At 74.1% G+C, this 20,085-nt stretch carries 19 protein-coding genes; 11 read left to right on the top strand and 8 right to left on the bottom strand.

All coding sequences use genetic code 11. From position 1 onward, the window contains the following. Window positions 1–7 precede the first annotated feature (7 nt). Window positions 8–1,447 (top strand): amidase, encoded by a 1,440-nt coding sequence (locus tag G407_RS28125; protein WP_052341456.1) that lies wholly within the window; start codon window positions 8–10, stop codon window positions 1,445–1,447. Here the strand turns inward: G407_RS28125 and nagA are convergent. Further along, window positions 1,444–2,568: an N-acetylglucosamine-6-phosphate deacetylase gene (nagA, locus tag G407_RS0116135; RefSeq protein ID WP_029031654.1), complete on the bottom strand. Its 1,125-nt coding sequence runs from the start codon at window positions 2,566–2,568 to the stop codon at window positions 1,444–1,446. The genes G407_RS28125 and nagA overlap by 4 nt on opposite strands. Window positions 2,569–2,758: 190 nt before the next feature. On the opposite strand from nagA, the gene murA reads away from it, so the two are divergent. Continuing rightward, the gene (gene murA / locus G407_RS0116130; protein ID WP_029031653.1) at window positions 2,759–4,024 is read left to right on the top strand and encodes a UDP-N-acetylglucosamine 1-carboxyvinyltransferase; all 1,266 of its coding nucleotides are present in this window, start codon (window positions 2,759–2,761) and stop codon (window positions 4,022–4,024) included. Between the two features lie 231 nt (window positions 4,025–4,255). Here murA and G407_RS0116125 read toward each other — a convergent pair whose 3' ends face one another. The 4 genes from G407_RS0116125 to G407_RS0116110 all read right to left on the bottom strand — a co-directional run bounded on the left by G407_RS0116125 (window position 4,256) and on the right by G407_RS0116110 (window position 8,613). Beyond that, window positions 4,256–5,092 carry an ABC transporter permease gene (locus G407_RS0116125; RefSeq protein WP_052341455.1) on the bottom strand — a complete coding sequence of 279 codons (837 nt, stop codon included), beginning with the start codon at window positions 5,090–5,092 and terminating at the stop codon, window positions 4,256–4,258. Next, window positions 5,092–6,042, bottom strand: coding sequence for an ABC transporter permease (locus tag G407_RS0116120; RefSeq protein WP_029031652.1), 951 nt, complete (start codon window positions 6,040–6,042; stop codon window positions 5,092–5,094). The genes G407_RS0116125 and G407_RS0116120 overlap by 1 nt, the downstream gene beginning before the upstream one ends. A gap of 73 nt (window positions 6,043–6,115) precedes the next feature. Next, entirely contained in the window at window positions 6,116–7,618 is a 1,503-nt protein-coding gene (locus tag G407_RS0116115; protein WP_029031651.1) for an ABC transporter substrate-binding protein, read from the bottom strand. 89 nt (window positions 7,619–7,707) lie between these two features. Continuing rightward, window positions 7,708–8,613: a glucosamine kinase nucleotide-binding domain-containing protein gene (locus tag G407_RS0116110; protein ID WP_029031650.1), complete on the bottom strand. Its 906-nt coding sequence runs from the start codon at window positions 8,611–8,613 to the stop codon at window positions 7,708–7,710. A 114-nt stretch (window positions 8,614–8,727) separates the two neighbouring features. Between G407_RS0116110 and G407_RS0116105 the strand changes: the two genes are divergently transcribed. After that, window positions 8,728–9,003, top strand: coding sequence for a multiubiquitin domain-containing protein (locus G407_RS0116105; RefSeq protein WP_029031649.1), 276 nt, complete (start codon window positions 8,728–8,730; stop codon window positions 9,001–9,003). Window positions 9,004–9,011: 8 nt separating this feature from the next. Beyond that, complete coding sequence (locus G407_RS30595) at window positions 9,012–10,466, top strand: ThiF family adenylyltransferase (RefSeq protein ID WP_169728794.1); 1,455 nt, start codon at window positions 9,012–9,014, stop codon at window positions 10,464–10,466. On the opposite strand, the gene G407_RS0116095 is transcribed toward G407_RS30595, so the two are convergent. Both G407_RS0116095 and G407_RS0116090 read right to left on the bottom strand, forming a co-directional pair. Beyond that, window positions 10,467–11,276, bottom strand: a complete 810-nt coding sequence (locus G407_RS0116095; RefSeq protein ID WP_084327576.1) for a GntR family transcriptional regulator — start codon at window positions 11,274–11,276, stop codon at window positions 10,467–10,469. Window positions 11,277–11,347: 71 nt separating this feature from the next. Next, window positions 11,348–12,364: a hypothetical protein gene (locus G407_RS0116090; RefSeq protein WP_029031646.1), complete on the bottom strand. Its 1,017-nt coding sequence runs from the start codon at window positions 12,362–12,364 to the stop codon at window positions 11,348–11,350. 194 nt (window positions 12,365–12,558) lie between these two features. On the opposite strand from G407_RS0116090, the gene G407_RS0116085 reads away from it, so the two are divergent. The 6 genes from G407_RS0116085 (at window position 12,559) to G407_RS0116060 (ending at window position 18,591) form a co-directional block, all read left to right on the top strand. Then, a complete protein-coding gene (locus G407_RS0116085; protein ID WP_029031645.1) occupies window positions 12,559–13,743 on the top strand; it encodes an acyl-CoA dehydrogenase family protein in 1,185 nt (394 codons plus the stop codon). 26 nt (window positions 13,744–13,769) lie between these two features. Continuing rightward, complete coding sequence (locus G407_RS28115) at window positions 13,770–14,858, top strand: DegT/DnrJ/EryC1/StrS family aminotransferase (RefSeq protein WP_084327577.1); 1,089 nt, start codon at window positions 13,770–13,772, stop codon at window positions 14,856–14,858. Between the two features lie 264 nt (window positions 14,859–15,122). Beyond that, window positions 15,123–16,094, top strand: coding sequence for a radical SAM protein (locus tag G407_RS0116075; RefSeq protein WP_029031644.1), 972 nt, complete (start codon window positions 15,123–15,125; stop codon window positions 16,092–16,094). Window positions 16,095–16,172: 78 nt separating this feature from the next. Then, the gene (locus G407_RS0116070; protein WP_029031643.1) at window positions 16,173–17,300 is read left to right on the top strand and encodes an anhydro-N-acetylmuramic acid kinase; all 1,128 of its coding nucleotides are present in this window, start codon (window positions 16,173–16,175) and stop codon (window positions 17,298–17,300) included. Between the two features lie 11 nt (window positions 17,301–17,311). Next, window positions 17,312–17,767, top strand: a complete 456-nt coding sequence (locus G407_RS0116065) for a SufE family protein (RefSeq protein ID WP_029031642.1) — start codon at window positions 17,312–17,314, stop codon at window positions 17,765–17,767. Continuing rightward, window positions 17,764–18,591 carry a HesA/MoeB/ThiF family protein gene (locus G407_RS0116060; protein WP_084327573.1) on the top strand — a complete coding sequence of 276 codons (828 nt, stop codon included), beginning with the start codon at window positions 17,764–17,766 and terminating at the stop codon, window positions 18,589–18,591. Before G407_RS0116065 ends, G407_RS0116060 begins: the two co-directional genes overlap by 4 nt. Here the strand turns inward: G407_RS0116060 and moaD are convergent. Continuing rightward, window positions 18,534–18,785, bottom strand: a complete 252-nt coding sequence (gene moaD / locus G407_RS0116055) for a molybdopterin converting factor subunit 1 (RefSeq protein WP_029031640.1) — start codon at window positions 18,783–18,785, stop codon at window positions 18,534–18,536. The two genes, G407_RS0116060 and moaD, sit on opposite strands and share 58 nt — an antisense overlap. Window positions 18,786–18,890: 105 nt before the next feature. Here moaD and G407_RS0116050 point away from each other — a divergent pair, with 105 nt between their 5' ends. After that, window positions 18,891–20,081: a CaiB/BaiF CoA transferase family protein gene (locus G407_RS0116050; protein WP_029031639.1), complete on the top strand. Its 1,191-nt coding sequence runs from the start codon at window positions 18,891–18,893 to the stop codon at window positions 20,079–20,081. The last annotated feature ends 4 nt before the right edge of the window (window positions 20,082–20,085 follow it).

The raw sequence follows: 20,085 nt of genomic DNA, 5'->3' as shown, positions 1-20,085 counted from the left end.
CGCTCCGATGACCGCCCCCTCGACAGACCTCGCCGATCTCACGGCCTGCGACCTCGTCGCCGCCTACGAGGCGAAGCGCCTCTCGCCCGTCGAGGTCACCGAAGCGGTGATCGCCCGCATCGAGGCGTCCGAGCCGGTGCTCCACGCGCTCTGGGCCTTCGACCCGCAGGCCGCGCTCGAGGCGGCGCGGGCCTCGGAGGCGCGCTGGGCCACGGGCGAGCCGGCCGGGCCGATCGACGGCGTGCCGGTGACGATCAAGGAGAACATCGCCACGAAGGGGCTCGGCATGCCGCTCGGCACCGCCGCGCGCGATCTCGTGCCCTCCGCCGTCGACGCGCCGCCGGCGGCGCGCACCCGCGAGGCGGGCGGCGTGATCGTGGCGCGCACCACCATGCCCGACTACGGCATGCTGTCGTCGGGCCTGTCGAGCTTCCACGCGCTCGCCCGCAACCCCTGGAACACGGACCTCAACCCCGGCGGATCCTCCGCGGGCGCCGGTGCCGCGGCGGCGGCGGGCTACGGACCGCTCCATATCGGCACCGACATCGGGGGCTCGATCCGCCTGCCGGCGGGCTGGTGCGGCGTCGTCGGCTTCAAGCCGAGCTTCGGGCGCGTGCCGATCGACCCGCCCTTCCTCGGCCGCGTCGCCGGCCCGATGACCCGCACCGTCGCCGATACCGCTCTCTACATGAGCGTTCTCTCGCGCCCCGACAGCCGCGACGCGATGTGCCTGCCGCCCGCGGACCTGCCCTGGCTCGACCTCGACCACGGGGTCGGCGGGCTGAAGATCGGCCTCGTGCTCGATTGCGGCGTCGGAGCCGAGGTCGAGCCCGAGGTGCGCGCGGCGGTGGAGCGGGCGGCGTCCGCCTTCGCCGAGGCGGGGGCGATCGTCGAGGAGGCGGGGCCGTTCCTGACCCGCGAGATGCTCGACGGGCTCGACCGCTTCTGGCGCGCACGGGCCTGGGCCGACATCGCCGGCCTGCCGGAGGCGAAGCGCGCCGCGATCCTGCCCTACATCTTCTCCTGGGCGCAGAGCGGGGCGGAGCTGTCGGGCGAGGCGGTCTATCGCGGCTTCGCGCAGATCGACGCCATGCGCCGCGCGTCGCTGGCCGCGAGCGCACCCTTCGATCTCCTGATCTCGCCGGTGGCGCCGATGCCGACCTACCCGGCGGACTGGGCCTCGCCGACGAACGACTGGCAGCGCCCCTTCGAGCACATCGGGTTCACGGTGGGCTTCAACATGTCCGAGCAGCCGGCGATCTCGGTGAATTGCGGCTACACGACGGGAGGCCTGCCCATCGGCCTCCAGATCGCCGGTCCGCGCTTCGCCGACGTGGCGGTCCTGCGCGCGGCGGCCGCCTTCGAGCGCCTGCGCGCACCGCAGCGGGAGTGGCCGCAGGTCCGAGGCGCCGCCGAGCGGCGGCGTTCCGCGGTCGACGCGACCTAGGCCGACCACACGTCGAGGATCTCCAGCGCCGCGTCGAGCGCGACGAGGTCGGCGCGGCCGCCGGGCGCGATCCGGCCGCGCCCGCCGCCGAGGCCGGCGAGCCCCGCCGGGGTGGCGGTCGCCATCCTCAGCGCGTCGGTGAGGGATGCGCCCATCAGGCGCATCGCGTTGCGCGCGGCCTCGTCCATGCCGAGATGCGCGCCGGCGAGCGTGCCGTCGCCGGCCGTGAGCCGGCCGTTCTCGAGCCGGATCGGGCGGCCCTGCAGCACGAAGCCGCCTTCGGCGGAGCCGAGCGAGGGCATCGCGTCGGTGACGAGGGCGAGGCGGCGGGCGCCCATCAGCCGGTAGGCGCCGCGCAGGTTCGCCGGGTGGACGTGCAGGCCGTCGCAGATGATCCCGGCGCCGAGGCGCGCGTCGTCGAGGACGGCGCCGACGACGCCCGGCTCGCGCGCCGTCGTCTGGGACATGGCGTTGAAGAGATGCGTCGCGCCGACCGCCCCTTCCGCCGCGGCGCGCGCCACGGTGTCCGCGTCGGCGTCCGAATGGCCGACGAACACCCGCACGCCGGCCGCGACGAAGCGCGCGATCGCGCCGTCTGGAACCCGCTCGGGCGCGAGCGTCAGGATCGTCGGCGCGATGGCCGCGAGCCGGGCGAGGCGGGCGAAATCCGCCTCGCCGGGCACGCGCAGGACCTCGGTGCGGTGGACGCCCCGCCGGGCCGGCGCGAGGAACGGGCCCTCGATGTGGAACCCCGCGACCCCCGGCACGCGCGCGATCTCCGGCGCGGCGGCGACGAGCCGGTCGAGCACCTCCTCCGTGTCGCTGATCAGGGTGGGCAGGAGCGCGGTCGTCCCGTGCGCCCGGTGGGCGGCGACGATCGTGGCGACGGCGGCGGGGCTCGGGTCGTCGTTGAGGAGGACGCCGCCGCCGCCGTTCACCTGGAGATCGACGAAGCCCGGCGCGAGGACGGCGCCCTCCGGCAGCCGGGTGCAGGGCAGGCCCTCGGCCCGGGCGGCGTCGCCGATCGCGGCGATCCGCCCGGCTTCGACGACGACGACGGTCTCGTCCCGGAGGGTCTCGCCGTCGAACAGGCGCGGGGCCGCGATGGCGAAGGCGGTCATGGGCGGCTCCGAACGGGTGCTGCGGAACGGGTGCTGCGGGAACGACCCTTGCGGGAACGAGCGTGGTGGTCTTGCCTCGCGGCGCGTTGCCTGCGACGGTCGTGGCTCGCTGGGCGGGCCCACCGAACGAAGACCACCATAGGACCACAGGGCGCGGGGCGGCAAGCGCCGGCGCACGCGGGAGGGCGGGATGGACGTGCTCGTGATCGAGGGTGGCCGGCGGCTCGAGGGCGCGGTCGCGATCGCCGGGGCGAAGAACGCCGCGCTTCCGCAGATCGCGGCGGCGCTCCTCTCCGACGCCCCTGTGCGGCTCGCGGGCCTGCCGCGGGTCGCCGACGTCGAGACCATGCTGCGGCTCGTGGAGAGCTACGGCCTCGTGGTCGAGCACGCCGGCCCGCACGAGGCCGTGCTCGACCCCGCCGCGGCGCGCAACGGCGAGGCACCCTACGACAGCGTGCGCCGGATGCGCGCCTCCGTGCTCGTGCTCGGCCCGCTGCTCGCCCGCTTCGGCGAGGCGCGGGTCTCGCTGCCGGGGGGCTGCGCCATCGGCGCGCGGCCGGTCGACCTGCACCTGAAGGCGCTCGCGGCGCTCGGCGCCGAGGTCGGGATCGAGGCGGGCGTGATCGTCGCCGAGGCGCCGGCGGGGGGGCTCGTCGGCGGGCGGATCGTGCTCGCGAGCCCCTCGGTCGGTGCGACGGAGACCGCGATGATGGCGGCGACCCGCGCCCGCGGCGAGACCGAGATCCTCAACGCCGCGCGCGATCCCGAGGTGCAGGATCTCGCCGCCTGCCTCGTCGCCATGGGCGCCACGATCGAGGGCGCGGGCACGCACCGCATCCGCATCGCCGGCCCGACCACCTGGCGTGCGGCCCGCCACGAGATCGTCCCCGATCGGATCGAGGCCGGCACCTACGCCATCGCCGCCGCGATCACCGGTGGACGGCTCGAACTCTCGGGTGCGCATCTCGAGCACCTCGCGGTCGTGGGCGAGGTGCTGGAGAGCGCCGGCGTACGGCTCTTCCCCACGGATCGCGGGCTGATGGTCGACGGGACCGGGCCGTTGCGCGGGGTCGACGTCACGACGGAGCCCTATCCCGGCTTTCCCACCGACCTGCAGGCGCAGTACATGGCGCTCGCGAGCGTGGCCGAAGGCGCGGCGCTGGTGCGCGAGACGGTGTTCGAGAACCGCTTCATGCATGTTCCCGAGCTCTCCCGGCTCGGCGCCGACATCAGGCTCGAGGGCACCTCGGCGCTGGTGCGCGGCGGCCGCAAGCTGAAGGGCGCGCCGGTGATGGCGACGGATCTACGCGCCTCCGTCTGCCTGGTGATCGCGGGGCTCGCGGCGCAGGGCGAGACGGTGGTGAGCCGCGTCTACCACCTCGACCGTGGCTACGAGGAGCTCGACCGCAAGCTCGTGCGCTGCGGCGCGGCGATCCGGCGGGAGACGCGGGCGTGAACGGAAGTCCCGCGGCACCCGCACGCGCGGGTTCGCGCCGAGGGTCGCCACGGGCGCTCTCCTTCCCTGGAGGGGAAGGAAAGGGCCTCGCCCGGCGGGCGGGAACGCTCCTCGACGCCATCGTGCCGGGCCGCCGACTGCGCAGTGACAGGCGGGCGACCAGCACGCGGGAGACGGGGAGGCCGTCGGCGCTCTGCGCCCTCCGATCGCAGTCTCACATCGCCGTGCGTGTCAGCGCAGCCGCGGGTCGAGCTGGTCCCGCAGCACGTCGCCGAAGAAGTTGAGCACGAAGGCGACGAACAGGATCGCGAGGCCCGAGAACACCGCCGACCAGGGCGACAGCAGCAGGAAGTTGCGCCCCTCCGAGAGCATCATGCCCAGCGAGGGCGTCGGCGGCTGGGTGCCGAGGCCGAGGAAGGAGAGCGAGGCCTCGACCAGGATCGCGGTGGACATCAAGAGGCTCATCTGCACGAGCACGACGCTCGCGAGGTTGGGCAGGATGTGCAGCGCGATGATGCGCGCGTCCGACGCCCCGATGGAGCGCGCCGAGAGCACGTAGTCGCTCGTCGCGACGACGAGCGCCGGCCCGCGCAGGAGGCGCGCGAAGATCGGCGTGTAAACGATCGCGATCGCCGCCGCGGTGGTCGTGGCGCCGGGGCCGAGCACGGCGATGATGCCGATGGCGAGCAGCATCACCGGGAAGGCGAAGAGCACGTCCATGACGCGCATGACGATGCGCTCGGTCCAGCCGCGGTAGTAGGCCGAGATCAGCCCGAGCGTGCCGCCGACCAGCAGTGCGAGCCCGACCGCGCCGAAGGAGATCGCGAGCGAGGCGCGCAGGCCGTAGAGGATGCGCGAGAGCAGGTCGCGGCCGAACTGGTCGGTGCCGAGGAGATGCGCGGCGCCCGGGCCGCGCAGCCGCGCCATCACGCTCTGGGCGAGCGGGTCGTAGGGCGCGACGAGCGGCGCCGCGAGCGCGACGAGAACCGTCGCGGCGAGGAAGCCGCCGGCGACGAGGAGCACGGTCGGCGGCCGGCGCCGCGCCGTGGCGGGAGCAGCCGTGGCCATCAGGTCTTCACCCGCGGGTCGATCCAGGCGTAGACGAGGTCGACGACGAAGTTCACCGCGACGAAGACCACGGTGACGAGGAGGATCGTCGCCTGGAGGAGGGGATAGTTGCGCTCGGCGATGGCGCCGAGCAGGAGCCGTCCGAGCCCCGGTATGGCGAAGACCTGCTCCACGACGATGGCGCCGGAGAGCAGGTAGCCGGTCATGATGCCGACCGAGGTGACGAAGGGGATCAGCGCGTTGCGCAGCGCGTGCTTGTAGAGGATCGACCGCTCCGAGACGCCCTTCGCCCGGGCCGTGCGGATGTAGTCCTGCTGGAGCGCGTCGAGCATCGCCGAGCGCACGAGGCGGGCGAGGTTGGCGAGGATCGGCAGGGCGAGCGCGATCGCCGGCAGGATCAGCCGCGCGAGGTTGCCGAGCGGGTCCTGCGAGAAGGGTACGTAGCCCAGCATCTGCACGCCCGGCGCGAGCGTGGTCAGCGCCAGGATCATCATGATCCCGAGCCAGAAGGAGGGCACGGTGAGCCCCGCGACGGAGCCGATCTGCAGCCCGACCTCCCAGCCGCGCCCGCGCAGGCGCGCCATCAGCACGCCGAGCGGCACGGCCAGCGCCGCGCCGATGACGAGGGAGAGCGTCGCGAGCTGGATCGTCGGCCAGATATGGCCGGCGATCTCCTCGATCGCCGGGCGGCGCGTCCACAAGGACTGGCCGAGGTCGCCGGTGAGCACGCCGCCGATCCAGTCGAGGTATTGCACGACGATGGGCTGGTCGAGGCCGATCCGGGCGCGCAGCTCGTCCATCCGCTCCGGCGTCACCTCGGCGTTGGCGCCGAGCATGATCGCGACCGCGTCGCCCGGCACGAGGCGGATCATCAGGAAGGTGATCACCGACACGCCGAAGAGCACGACGACGAGGTCGGTCAGGCGCGAGAGGAGGTAGGAGCGGCGCATCCCGTGTCCCGGCGAGAGAGGCGGCCGGCCGGCGCGAGGCCGCCCGGCCGCTCCTGGGCGCGAGGCCCGTTCGTCACTGCGCGGTCGACGTCTCGGCGAGGGTCGACAGCGAGCGGTTGGCGATGATCTCGAAGCCCGTGAGGCCTTCGCGCGTCGCGGTGTAGAGCTGGCCGTAGGCGACATGCGCCACCGGGCCCTCGCAGGCGAGGATGCCCTGGAGCTCGTCGTAGGCTGCCTTGCGGGCGGCCTCGTCGAGCTCGGTGCGCCCGGTCTCGAGCAGCTCGTCCACGCGCGGGTCGGAATACTTGAACACGTTGGTGGAGCCGCCGCTGCGGAAGGCGCGGTAGAAGAAGTCGTCCGGATCGACCGAGCCGGCGTTCGCCGAGGCGAAGATGTCGAAGTTCGAGTTGCGCCAGTCCTGCACGAAGGTGCCGAGCTCGGGGATGTTGAGCTCCACCTCGAAGCCCGCGGCGTTGAGCTGCGCCTGCGCGACCTGGGCGATGTCGCGGATGTCCTGGCGCGGCAGCACCAGCATCGTCACCTTGACGGGCGTCTCGACGCCGGCCTCGGCGAGGAGCTCGCGGGCCTTCTCGGGGGAGTGCTGGTAGCAGGGGAACTCCGAGACGTCGCGCGCCCACGCCTCCAGCGCCGGCGAGAGCGGGCCGGCGGCGACGCCCGACCCGAACAGGGCGGCCTGGACGATGGCCTCGCGGTCCAGCGCGTAGTTCACCGCCTGGCGCACCAGCGGGTCGTCGAAGGGCGGCTTCGACGTGTTCATCCCGAGAAGCGTGTAGGACAGCTCGAGCGTGTCCTGCAGCGCCACGCCGGGCCGGCCCTGGAGCTGCAGTGCCGTCGCGGCGTCGATGTTCGGCAGCATCTGGTACTGGCCGCTGGCGATGCCGACCTGACGGGTCGCGGATTCGGGCACGATGTTGAAGCGCACGCCGTCCAGCTTCGGCACGCCGTCGCGCCAATAATCCTCGTTGGCGCCGAGCAGGATGTAGTTGTTCGGCTGCCACTCCTCGAAGGCGAACGGCCCGGTGCCGACCGGCTGCTGCTGCAGCGACTCCGCGTCGCCCTCGAACTCGCTCGGCACGACGGCGATCGAGGCGAGCTGCGTCAGGAAGGGCGCGGAGGGCTCGGAGAGCGTCACCTCGACGGTGCGCTCGTCGACGGCGCGGGCGCTCGCGACGGCGGCGACGCGGCTCGCCAGCGGCGAGCCGATGGCCTCGGCCTTCACCCGCTCGATCGAGGCGACGACGTCCTCCGCCGTCATGGCCGAGCCGTCGTGGAAGCTCACGCCCTCGCGCAGGGTGAAGGTGTAGGTCGTCCCGTCGTCGGAGACCTCCCAGCTCTCCGCCAGCGACGGGCGGATGCGCAGGTCGGGACCCACCTCGGTGAGCGCCTCGTAGACGGTGCCGTTGACCACCTGGAAGGAGGTGAAGGCGGTCACGATGTGCGGGTCGAGACCCGCGGGGGAATCCGCCACCGCGAGCTCGAGCACTTGCGCGCCCGCAGCGCTCGCGCCTACGCTCATCGCGGCGACGAGGGCCGCCGTCGAGATCAAACGCTTCATCGTCTCGTCCTCCCGTTGTCGGCGGATCCCGGCCGCCTGCCCTTTTATTGGTAGTCCGCTATAATACCAATTGCAAGCCACTTGCCGCGCTAGGCCGAAGCGTCGCCGGCGGGGCGGCCGGCGAGGTGCATCGCGCCTGTGACGGCGTCGCCGAGCGCCGGCGAGAGGCGCCGGCGCACGTCCGGCGCGAGCCAGGCCTCCATGGCGCTCGACAGCCCGCCGATCAGGCTCACCCGCGGCGCGCCGCGGTCGACGAGCGCGCGCACCAGGCCGTCGATCTGCTCGGCGCCCGCCTGGACGAGGCGCCGGCCGACCGGGTCGCCCGCATCCGCATGGCGCATCACGAGCGGCGCGAAGGTGGCGTAGTCCGTCGCCGTGGCGCGGTCCATCCAGGCCACGGCCTCGAGCGGATCGTCGCCGAAGCGCGCCAGGACCTCGCGGGTCAGCGGGCTCGCCTCGTGGCGGCCGTCCGCGGCGCGCAGGGCGACGCGGATCGCCTGGAGCCCGAGATCGGCGCCGGAGCCCTCGTCGGAGATCGGGAAGCCGTAGCCGCCGACGCGCAGGTCGCGGCCCGCGACGCGCCCGAGCCCGCAGGAGCCCGTCCCGCAGATCACGATGGCGCCGTCCCCGCCGGCATGCGCGCCGAGGCAGGCGACGAGACCGTCGGTGGCGAAGGCGATCGCCGCGAAGGGGTGCGCCAGCGCCTCGAAGGCCTCCCGCGCCCCCTTGCGGCCGATGCCGGCGACGCCGATCCCGGCGCGGATCCGCGCGATGTCGGCCGGGCCGAGCTCCGCCTCGGCGACGGCGGCCTCGGCGGCCTGGAGGATGGCGGCCCAGGAGCGCTCGATGCCGAAGCGGGTCGCCGCCGGCCCGGCGAGGCCCTGCCCGAGCACCGTCCCCTCCGCCGTCTCGACGCGGGCGCGGCAGCCGGTGCCGCCGCCGTCGACGCCGAGATAGAGCGGCGGCGCGTCAGCGGCGGGGCCGGTCGAGCTCATCGCGTCACTCCCCTGCGGCGCCGCCGGTCCTCTCGCGAGGATGGCGCACGACCGCCGATGGTTGTACCCTCGCGACCACGCGCCGCATCCGGCGCCCTCGCGGAATAGGACCACATGGATAGCACGCCCGCCCCGGCCGGCGATACGGCCGCAATCGTCCCGATCCGCGTCAACCGCAGGCCCTTCTCGGTCGCGCCCGGCGTCACCGGAGCGCAGATCGCCGCGCTTCTCGGGGTTCCCGCCGACAACGCGGTGGTGGAGGCGCAGGGCGCGGACGGGACCCTCGTCGCCTGCGCGCTCGACGCCCCGGCACCGCTCGCGCCGCACGTCGAGTTCCTGGTCACGCGGCAATACGTCATGGGCGGTGCGCCCGCCGCGGACGGCCGATGAGCGCGGGCGTGCTCGTCCGCCTTTGCGCGCCGGAGCTCGACGCGCTGGAGCGCCGCCTCCTCGCCGACGACGCCCGCGAGAGCGCCACCTTCGTCCGGCTCGGCTGGCGCGAGACGCCGCAGGGGCTCGTGCTCGCGCTGGCCGGGGTCGACCCGCCGCCGGACGGCGCCGTCGCCGGCGGCGCCGACGCCGTGCGCATCGACGGCCGCTACCTGCGTGCCGTCGCGCTGGCGGCGGAGAGCCATCCGCTCGCCGTCGGGCTCGTCCACGCCCATCCCGCGGGCGCCGAGCCGCGGCCGAGCGCCGCCGACGACGAGATGGATGCCTATCTCGGGGACTATCTCGCCGATTTCGCGCCCGGCCGTCCCTTCGCGAGCCTGATCCTGTCGCGGGTCGCCGGCGACACCGGCCCGGAGATCGCGCTCGCGGGACGGGTGCGGACGGGCGACGCCTGGCGCCCCGTGACGCGGGTCGCGGCGGCGCGCCGTCCCGACGTCGTGTGCTGGCCCGAGGGCCGACGTCCCGCGCCCGCGCCGATGCCGCCCGAGCGCGTGGCACGGCTCACGAGCGCCTTCGGCCGCGAGGCCTACCAGCGGCTCGCGCGGTCGACCGTCGCCCTCGTCGGCGCCGGCGCGACGGGCTCGGCGGCGATCCCGATCCTCGCCCGCGCCGGCGTCGGCCGGCTGATCGTCGTCGACGCGGACCATGCGACCGATTCGAACCTCGAACGCCTGCACGGCAGCGTGCCGCAGGACGTGGTCGAGCGCGTGCCGAAGGTCGCCATCGCGCGCCGGCACGTCGCCGCCTTCGCGCCCGACGTCGTCGTCGAAGCCCATATCGGCAAGCTGCCGCAGCCCGAGATCGTCGACGCGGTGATCCGGGCGGACCTGCTGCTCGGCTGCACCGACCAGCATTCGAGCCGCCTCGCGGTGGCGGACGTCGCCCGGCGCTTCGCCATCCCGGCGATCGACATCGGCGGGCTGATCGAGGGCGCGGACGGCGTCGTCACCGGTCAGCTCGTGCAGCTCGTGCGCTTCCTTCCGGACGACCCCTGCCCGCGCTGCCGCGGCATGATCAGCGAGGTACGGGTCGCCCAGGAGCTGATGTCGCCGGACGAGCGGCTCTCCGCGCAGGCCCAGGCCGAGGCGGCGCGGGCGCGGGGCGAGCGGCCGGACCCGATCGCCACCGCGATCCCGCAGATCGACACCGTGTCGTGGATCACGACGACGGGGGGCACGCTCGCGGCGGGCTTCGCCATCGGCTGGCTGACGGGACGCTTCGATCCGCGCTTCGAGCGCCTCCAGCTCGACCTCGTCTGCGACTGCCTCGGCGCGGTCGACCGGCCGCAGCGCGCGCGGGAGGGCTGCGTGTGCACGCACACCCGCGGCTTCGCCGACCAGGCGGCGGACACGGCGCCCGTCGTCCCGCCGCCGCACTGGGCGCCGGTGCGCGGCCTCGCCTGATCAGCCCCCGTCCTGGTCGGTCGCGCGCAGCGTCGCGACGAAGTCGTAGCGGTCGCCGCGATAGGCGGACACGGTGAGCTCGACCGGGCGCCCGTCGGCGAGGAAGGCGCGGCGCTCGATGCGCAGGATGGCGCAGCCCGGCTCGACCGCGAGCAGGCGCGCCTCCTCGGCCGTGGCGAGGGACGCCTGCAGGCGCTGGACGCCGCGAACGGGGCGGCAGCCGGCCGCGGCGAGCGCGGCGTAGAGGGAGACGCCGACCGCGTCCGGACCGGCGAGCGCCCAGGTCGGGACCGCCGCCGTCTCGATGGCGAGCGGCTCGTCGTCCGCCGTGCGCACGCGCGAGAGGCGCACGACCGTCTCGTGCGGGCCGAGCCCCAGCGCCAGCGCCTCGGCCGGGGAGACGCGCGCGGCCTCCTTCGAGAGCCAGATCGAGCCCGCCCGGCGCCCGCGCGTCGACATCTCCTCGCTGAAGCTCGCCAGCACCGAGAGCGGCTGCTCGATGCGGCGGGTGACGAAGGTGCCCGACCCCTGCCGGCGAACGAGGATGCCTTCCCGCAGGAGGACCTCGATGGCGTGGCGGACCGTGATCCGGGCGAAGCCGGTCCAGGCGGAGAGGTCGCGCTCGGAGGCGAGCGCCTCGTCGGCGCGGAAGACGCCCCGCTGGATCGCCCGGCGCAGCGCGCTCGCGAGCTGGAGATAGCGCGGCGTCGCGTCGGTGCGGGCGTCGAGCGCCGCGAGGATCTCGGCCTTGGCGTCGGGTCTCGCCCCGCCGTCGGGTCGCGCCCGCGCCGCGCGCGCCGTGCTCGTCATCGTGCCTCCGTGCGCCCTGCGGCGCGCCCGCCCGCTCCCCCGTTCCGGCCTAGCATCATCCGTCCCGAATATCACGCCTCCCCGAGCAGGGCCGCGAGCCGCGCGAGGGAGCGCACCTGCGCGCCGTTCGCAACGTGGCTCTCGCCCGGCCCGGGCTCGACCTCGAGCACGAGCGTCGTCGCCGGGCCGAGCCGCGGCGCGAGCGCCGCGAAGGGCAGGTCGCCCGTCCCGATCTCGAGGCCTTCCGAGACGATGCTCTCGACGAGCCTCGGTTCCGCAAGACGCGGGTCGGCGATTTCCGCCTCGCCGAGGAGCACCGCGTCCGAGACGTGGAGCCAGGGCATGGCCGGGTCGACGAAGTCGAACGGGTGGAGGCGCGCCGCGCGGTCGAGATCGTCCGCGTCGATCCAGGCGCAGCGCGGGTCCCCGGCGCAGGCGGCGGGGCAGACGCGCTTGCGGTTGAACAGGTTGGCGGAGAGCGTCGCGTGCGCCACGTCGACGAAGGGCGCCACGTTGCCGATCCCCTCGCGCGCCAGGAAAGCGCGGAAGGCGGCGATCTCCCAGGGGAAGAAATGGTCGAGCGGGCCGGCGAGGAAGCTCGTCCCGTCCCGCGGCAGGAGCGCATAGTGGCCGACGTTCTCGACGAGCAGCGTCAGGTCCGGCGCGCTGCGGGCGAGGTCGCGCACGATCGCCTCGAAGCGCGCGACGGCCTCCGCCTTCGAGCCGATCCGCGGCGGTCGGCTCCCGGCGACGAGCGCGCCGTAGCGGTGGATCACGAGCGCCTGCGCACCGATCTCGCCGGCGAGCGCGATCGACCGCGCGCATTGCCCGACGTCGAAGAACGCCTCGGTGACGATCGGCACCTGCTGGACGGGCACGTGCAGGACGAGGCGCGCGTCGGGCGCGGTCTCGCGCAGCCGCGCGATCGCGGCGCGGGAGGCGGCGCGGCCCTCCGCCGTGTCGACGTCGCGGGCGCCGAAGGTGTGGAGCTCCAGCACGACGGGGCGGCCCATGGCCACGAGCGCGGCGGCGCGCGCCTCCAGCTGGGCGACGTCGGCGAGGGCTCCCTTGAGCGCGAACCTGGGCACGGCGGCGGCCTCCCGCAGAGGGGTCGAGGCGCCAGCATAGACCGAATGGTCCTGTGGAGGTAGTATACCGACAGTCGGTCGTCTGCGCGCGAGCACGCCTCGAGATCGCCGCAATCGCCCGCCGTCGTTGTGGAATGGCGCAATCGCCGATGGGATGTGCTCATCGGCGCGGCGCCCGCGGCAGGAGGTGCACGATGACGCATCCCGCTTCTCCGGGCCCGGCCGCCGACGACCCCGTCTCGCGGGCGCGCGCGCTCCTCCCGCTCGTGCGCGAGGGCGTCGCCGAGGGAGAGCGCGCGGCGCGCCTGCCGGACCGGGTGATCGCCGGGATGCGCGACGCGGGACTGTTCCGGCTCCTCCAGCCGTCGCGCTGGGGCGGCGCCGAGGCCGCGCCGGAGACCTTCTTCGCCGTGCAGATGGCGCTGTCCGAGGCGGACATGTCGACCGGCTGGCTGCAGGGGGTGATGGGCACGCTCGCCTTCCATCTCGCGCTCTTCGACGAGGCGGCGCAGGACGACGTCTGGGGCGCGGACCCGGACGCGCTGATGGCCTGCTCGTACATGCCCACCGGCGTGGCCGAGCCGGTCTCCGGCGGCGTGCGCCTCTCCGGGCGGTGGGGCTTCGCCAGCGGCGCCGACCATTGCGACTGGCTCCTCCTCGCCGGCAGGGTCGCGCGGGCGGACGGCCCGCCGGACCTGCGCGTCTTTCTCGTCCCGCGGCGCGACGTCGCGATCCACCGCACCTGGGACACGACGGGCCTGCGCGCCACGGGCAGCCAGGACGTGAGCGTCGCGGACGTCTTCGTCCCTGCTCACCGGGCGCATCGCCACGCGGACCGCTTCGCCGGGACGAGCCCCGGGCTCGCCGTCAACGCGGCGCCGCTCTACCGGCTGCCGCTGCCGCAGCTCAATTTCCGCAATATCGGGACGCCGGCGATCGGGGCGCTCGCCGGCTTTCTCGACGCCTTCCTCGACCATTCGCGCGCCCGCGTCGCCGTCGGCGGGCAGGCGGTGGCGCACGATCCCGTCGCGCAGCAGGTCGCGGGCGAGACCCGGGCGGCGATCGACGAGATGGCGGCGATGCTGCGGATCAACTTCGCGCGCCTGATGGCGCATGCCGAGCGGGGCGGGCAGGCGCCCGTCGCCGACCGGATGCTCTACCGGCTGCAGGCGACGCAGTGCGCCGAGCGCTGCACGCTCCTGGCCGCGCGCCTGTTCAAGGCCTGCGGCGCGTCCGGCCTGTCGCGCGCGCATCCGTTCGGCCGCTACACCGCCGACATCGCCGCCGCGCGCCAGCACGCCGCGAACCAGGTCGAGGCCCAGGCCCGCGCGCTCGGCGCGGCGCTGCTCGGCGTCGGCGGCGAGGACACCGTCCTGTGACCGGGCGCGCATCGGAGCATCGCGGCATGATCGACGACACGGCCCCGCCGGAACTGCCCTTCACCGTCGCCTTCGACGAGCGCGACGAGGAGGAGGTGATGGCGCGCTGGCGCCGGGTGCTGCGCTCGAGCCGCTGGAGCCACGGCGAGGAGATCACCGAGCTCGAGGCGACCTGGAGCGCCCTCAACGACCTGCCGGCGGTCGCGTTCGACAACTGGGCCGGCGCCGCCGCGGCGGTGCTCGACTATGTCGGCGTCGCGGGCGAGACCGTGCTGTGCCCCTCCAACACCTTCCTCGCGACGCCCCGGTCGGCCCTCGCCGCGGGCGCCGAGGTCGTCTTCTACGACTGCAACCGGTCCGACCTGTGCGGCTCCTACGAGGATTTCGTCGCCAAGGCGCAAGCCGCGCGTCCCAAGGCCGCCTGGATCGTCCACATCGGCGGCCACATCGCCTTCGACGTCGCCCGCATCGCCGACTATTGCCGGGCCGAGGGCATCGTCCTGCTCGAGGATTGCGCGCATGCGGCCGGCGCGTCCTGGAACGGGGCGAAGCCGGGGAGCTGGGGCCTCGCGGGGATCTACTCGCTCTACGCCACGAAGACCGTCTCGACGGGGGAGGGCGGCATCGCGGTGGGCGCCGACGAGGGGCTGATCGCGCACCTGCGCTCCTACCGCGACTACGGGCGCGGCTCGCGCTACCGCGTGCAGGGCATGAACCACCGAATGGACGAGTTCCGCGCCGCGCTCGGGGTCGTGCAGGCGCGGCGCCTGCCCGAGATCGTGGCCTGGAAGAACGCCTATGCGCGCGCGGTGCTCGACCCGCGTCATCCGAGCCGCGTGCGCCTGCCCGCGGGCATGACGAGCGGGCTCTACAAGTATGTCGTGTTCGAGCCGATCGCCCGCTCCACGGGGCGGGTCTACGAGCTGCCCTGCCACCGGATCTTCGGTCGGGACGTCGCTCTGCCGAACACAGACTGGGTCGCCGAGAACCACTGGTGCGTGCCGCTCTACTACCCGCGGACCGCGGCCGAGCGCATCGCCACCGGTGTCGTCGTCGGGGGCGACGCACTGTCGGGCCGGGCGGAGGACGGCATCGCTGCCGCATCTCCGGGTTGACGTAGTGGTACATGTCCGGTAACCTAGTCAAGGTAGAGTTAAGCGCAAAAGACAAGTGAATGCGCGTGAAGTCCGGAAGGGGGAGCGGCCGCGCACGGCGCCCGCCTCCGGCGCGGGGTACGCTCACGGACCAAGAGAACAATCAGGGGCGAAGCCGGCGACGAGCAGGCGCGTGCGGCGGCGATGCGCCGCGCGCCGGGATCATCTTGCCATCCGGGTAGGATCATACCAGTATGGCACCACTCTGATGCGGAGGACGGACGCATGTCCCACGCCGACGGAGGCCGGCATCGCGATCCGCAGCCGATCTGGCTGTGGCTCGATCCGACCACGCGCTGCAACCTCGAATGCCGGTTGTGCTACACCAAGCAGAGCCACGGCAAGCTCGATCTCGAGCCGGACGATCTCGACGCCGCGCTCGCCAAGCTCGCCGCCTCGGCGGCGCTGGATGTGAAGGGCATCCACCTCAACTGGCGCGGCGAGCCGCTGATGAACCCGCGCTTCGAGGAGCTGCTGGCGGTGACCCGCGCGGCGCTGCCGGACGCGAAGCTGCAATGGCACACCAACGGCACGATGCTGACGGGCAAGCGCGTCGCGAGCCTGCTGGCCGTGCCGGTGCGCCACAAGATCTTCGTCTCGATCGACGGCGGCAACGCCCTCTCGCACGACCTCAACCGCGGCGCCGGGACCTTCGAGAAGACCCTGCGCGGGCTCGAGACGCTGCTCGACGCGGCGCGCGGGGCGAGGCGCGTCGCGGACCACGTCGAGATCGGCGTCTACCAGATCGACCTCGGCGAGCCCCGCGACAGCTGGGACCCGCGCTTCGTCTCGCTGCTCTCGCGGGTGGACGACCACGTGCTCGTCACGCCGCTCCTGCCCGGCGGCGCGCACCACCCGGTGATGAGCCTCTCCGATCTGGAGACGGACGACCGCCTCCACCAGCGCATGATGCAGGACGTCAACCCGCGCTTGCCGGTGCCGCCGGGCGCCTGCTTCTGGGCCGGCCACACGATGTGCCTCGCGCCCGACGGCAAGGTCTCGATCTGCGTCATCAGCCACGGCCGCGAGGGCGTGATCGGCAACCTCTTCGAGGAGAGCGCCGAGGCCGTCCTCGCCCGCGGGCTCGCCTTCCGCGCGCGGCTCGACGGCGACGGGCGCTGCGCCGTCGGCCATTGCCGGACCTGCCGCAAGCCGGAGGGGGCGATCCACGCCAAGCACCGCCTCGCGGCGGCGTGACCCGTTCGGCGCCCGGCCGCATGCCGCCGCGGCCGGGCGCCTTCCAGTCGCGAGGCGGCACGGTCTGGGGAGACGCGCATGCAGCCGGTTTGGGCCATCGGCCTGATGACGGGAACGGTTCTCGACGGGATGATCGACGTCGCCTCGGTCCGCACCGACGGCGAGCGGGCGGTGGAGTTCGGGGCGTGGCGGCTCGCGCCCTACAAGACCGACATCCGCACGCTTCTCGCGGAGGCGACCCGCGCGGCTCTCGCCTGGCGCTTCGAGGGACCCGAGCCCGCGATCTTCGCCGAGGCCGAGCGCGCGCTCACCCTCGCCCAGGCCGAGGCGGTGGCGGACTTCATGGCCGAGACCGGGCTCGACCCGGCGGACGTCGCGGCCGTGGGCTTCCACGGCCAGACCGTCCTCCACCGCGCACCCGAGCCGGGGCGCCACGGCGACACCCGCCAGCTCGGCGACGGCGGCGCGATGGCGGAGCGGCTCGGCGTCGACGTCGTCTACGACTTCCGCACCGCCGACATGCGCGCCGGCGGCCACGGCGCGCCGCTGTCCGCGAGCTACCACGCCGCGCTGCTGCGCAACATCGGCGCCGGGCCGCGGACCGCCGCGCTCAACCTCGGCGGCGTCGCCAACATCACCTGGTGGGACGGCGCGGACGACTTCCACGCCTTCGACACCGGCCCCGCCAACGGGCCCATCAACGACTGGATCATCCGCCACGAGCGGGGCGAGATGGACGTCGACGGGGCGCTGGCGCTGGCGGGCCGGGTCGACGAGGCGCGGCTCGCCCGGGCGCTGGAGCACCCGTTCCTCGCCGCGCCCTATCCGAAGTCCCTCGATCGCTACGACTTCACCGCCGACATGGCCGAGGGCCTCTCGCTCGAGGACGGGGCGGCGACGCTCACCGCCTTCACCGCCGGGACCGTGGCGGCCGGCCTCGACATCCTGCCGACGCGTCCGGAGCGCCTCGTCGTGTGCGGCGGCGGGCGCAAGAACCCGGCGCTGATGCGCGAGCTCGAGCGCCGCACCCGCGCGGAGATCGTCCCCGCCGAGGACGTGGGCCTGCGCGGCGACGCGGTCGAGGCGGAGTGCTTCGCCTATCTCGCGGTACGGGCGCTGCGCGGCCTGCCGCTCTCGTTCCCGACGACGACGGGCGCGCCCGAGCCGATGACCGGCGGGCGCATCGCCCGCGCGGCGCGCGGCTGAGGGCGGCGGCGATGGGCGCGATCGCCGAGGCGCAGCCGATCGAGGCGGTGGAGCGCGCCATCGAGGCGGAGTTCGACGCCTTGTGCGAGTTCTCCGCCCGCGCCGCCCATCTCGTCGCGCTCGGCCGGGCGCTCGAGCGGTTGCCGGCGGAGGCCTGCTGCGAGGACAACCGCGTCGCCGGCTGCCAGTCGCTCGTCTGGGTCGTCGCCCGGGCGGACCCCGAGACCCGGCGCCTGAGGGTCGCGGCCGACTCGGATTCGGCCCTGATGCGCGGGCTCCTCGCCCTCGTGCTGCGGCTCTACGACGACCGTCCGCCCGCTGAGGTCCTCGCCCACGAGCCGGCGGTGATCGACCGCCTGCTCACCGGGCGCAGCCTCGCGCCGAGCCGCGCCAACGGACTGCACCTCGTCGTGCGCCGCGTTCGCGCGGCGGCGCGGGATCACCTCGCATCCGGAGCCGCGCCGTGACCCGGTCCCTCCCGCTGACCGCCGAGGAGCGGCTCTGGTACCGCCGGCAGACGGTGCTGCCGGAGATCGGCGAGGCCGGGCAGGAGCGGCTCAAGGGCGCGCGCGTGCTCGTGATCGGCGCCGGCGGGCTCGGCTCGCCGCTGCTCCTCTATCTCGCCGGCGCCGGCGTCGGCACGCTCGGGATCGTCGACTTCGACCTCGTCGAGGTCTCGAACCTGCATCGGCAGATCCTCCACCGCGCCGACCGTCTCGACACGCTCAAGACCGAGAGCGCCGAGGCGACCCTGCGCGCGCTCAACCCGCACGTGACGATCGTGCGCCACGACTGCGCCATCGGACGGGACAACGCGGCCGATCTCGTCGCCGCCTACGATATCGTCGCCGACGGCAGCGACAACTTCGCCACGCGCGACGCCGTCCACGCCGCCTGCCTCGCCGCGCGGGTGCCGCTGGTGAGCGCCGCCGCGCAGCTGACGGACGGGCTGCTGACCACGTTCAAGGCCTGGCTCGGCCCGCCGCACCCCTGCTACCGCTGCCTGTTCCCGGACGCGCCCCCGCAGGCGCTCACCCCGTCGTGCGCCGAGATCGGCGTGCTCGGGCCGGCGCTCGGCCTCCTCGGCTCGATGCAGGCGACGGCGGTGATCCGCGAGATCCTCGAGGACGAGCCCGGGCTCTCGGGCACGCTGCTGATGGTCGACGCCTGGCGCCACGAGGTGGCGCACACGCAGCTGCCGCGCCGGGCCGGCTGCCCCGTCTGCGACGCCCCTCAGCCGCCCGTCACCGGCGGGAACAGGCTCACCTCGTCGCCCGCGGAGAGCTCGTGATGCGCCTCGACGTAGCGCCGGTTGACCGTGAAGCGCATGCCGCCCGGCGCGTCCGCGATCTCGGCCAGCGACGGATGCCGGCCGGCGAGGTGGGCGACGAGATCGGCCACCGTGCGGCAGCCGTCCGGCGGCGCGACGTCCTCGGAGGCGACACCCGTCTTGGTGCGCAGCCAGGAGAAGTAGGACACCTTCATGGAGACCTCCCATCGGCGGCATCCTGAAGTATAATTACAGTATATGTCAAGCGATCGTCGGAACATGTTTCCGTTCCGGCGCGGCCTATACATGGGGAGATCGGCATGAGCGCGGCGCTCGACGGCATCAAGGTCCTGGATCTCTCGCGCTACATCGCGGGCCCCTTCTGCGCCCAGGCGCTCGGCGATCTCGGCGCCGACGTGGTCAAGGTCGAGCGCATCGACGGCGGCGAGGAGGGGCGCCGCGTCGGCGAGACGGTGGAGGGCGACACGCTGTTCTTCCTGTCGACGAACCGCAACAAGCGCGGCGTCGCCGTCGACTTCCGCGATCCCGAAGGCCTCGCCCTGGTGCGGCGTCTGGCGCTCGCGGCGGATATCGTCGTCGAGAACTTCCGCCCCGGCACGATGGAGGCGATGGGCCTCGGCTGGGACGCGCTCGCGGCCGAGAACCCGGGACTGGTCATGGTGCGCATTTCCGGCTTCGGGCAGGAGGGGCCGCTCGCGCGCCATCCCTGCTTCGACGGCGCGGCGCAGGCGCATTCCGGCATCATGGCGATGACCGGGGCGCCCGGCGGGCCGCCGACCATGGCGGGCGTCTTCGTCTGCGACTACGCCACGGCGCTCTACGGCGCCATGGCGGCGCTCGCGGCGCTCCAGGCCCGGGCCCGCACGGGCCGGGGCCAGGTGGTCGAGGCGACGCTGATGGATTCCGGCCTGTCGATGCTGACGACGGCGATCCCCGAGCGCATCCTCTTCGGCCGCGAGCCCGACCGGCGCGGCAACCGCGACCGCTATCTCTCGCCCTCCCACTGCTTCCAGGCGCGGGACGGGGCGTGGATCTACGTCGTCGCCGGCAGCGACGCGCACTTCCCCCGCCTCGCCGCGGCGATGGAGATGCCCGGGCTCGCCGCCGATCCGCGCTTCGCGCATTTCGCCGCACGCAACGAGAATGTCGCCGCGCTGGAACGCATCATCGAGGACTGGGCCGCCGGTCTCGACGGCGAGACGATCCTGCATCGCCTCCACGAGGCGGAGGTCACCGCCGAGCGCGTCGCGACGATCGGCGACGTGGTCGAGAACCCGCAGGTCGCCGCCCGCGGCATGATCGTCGACGTGCCTCATCCCGCGCTCGGCTCGGTCCCGTTCCCCGCCCCGGCAATGAAGCTCCACGCCACCCCCACCACCATCCGCCGCGGCGCCCCGGGGCTCGGCGAGCACGCCGCCGAGGTGCTGGCGGAATGGCTCGGGATGGACGATCGAGAGGTCGCGCGGCTGGCGGAGGCGGGCACGATCTGAGACA

The sequence above is a fragment of the Salinarimonas rosea DSM 21201 genome (genome assembly GCF_000429045.1).
GTDB lineage: Bacteria > Pseudomonadota > Alphaproteobacteria > Rhizobiales > Beijerinckiaceae > Salinarimonas > Salinarimonas rosea.
Note: the sequence above shows the minus strand (reverse complement) of the source record. Positions and strands in the feature narration are given on the sequence as shown.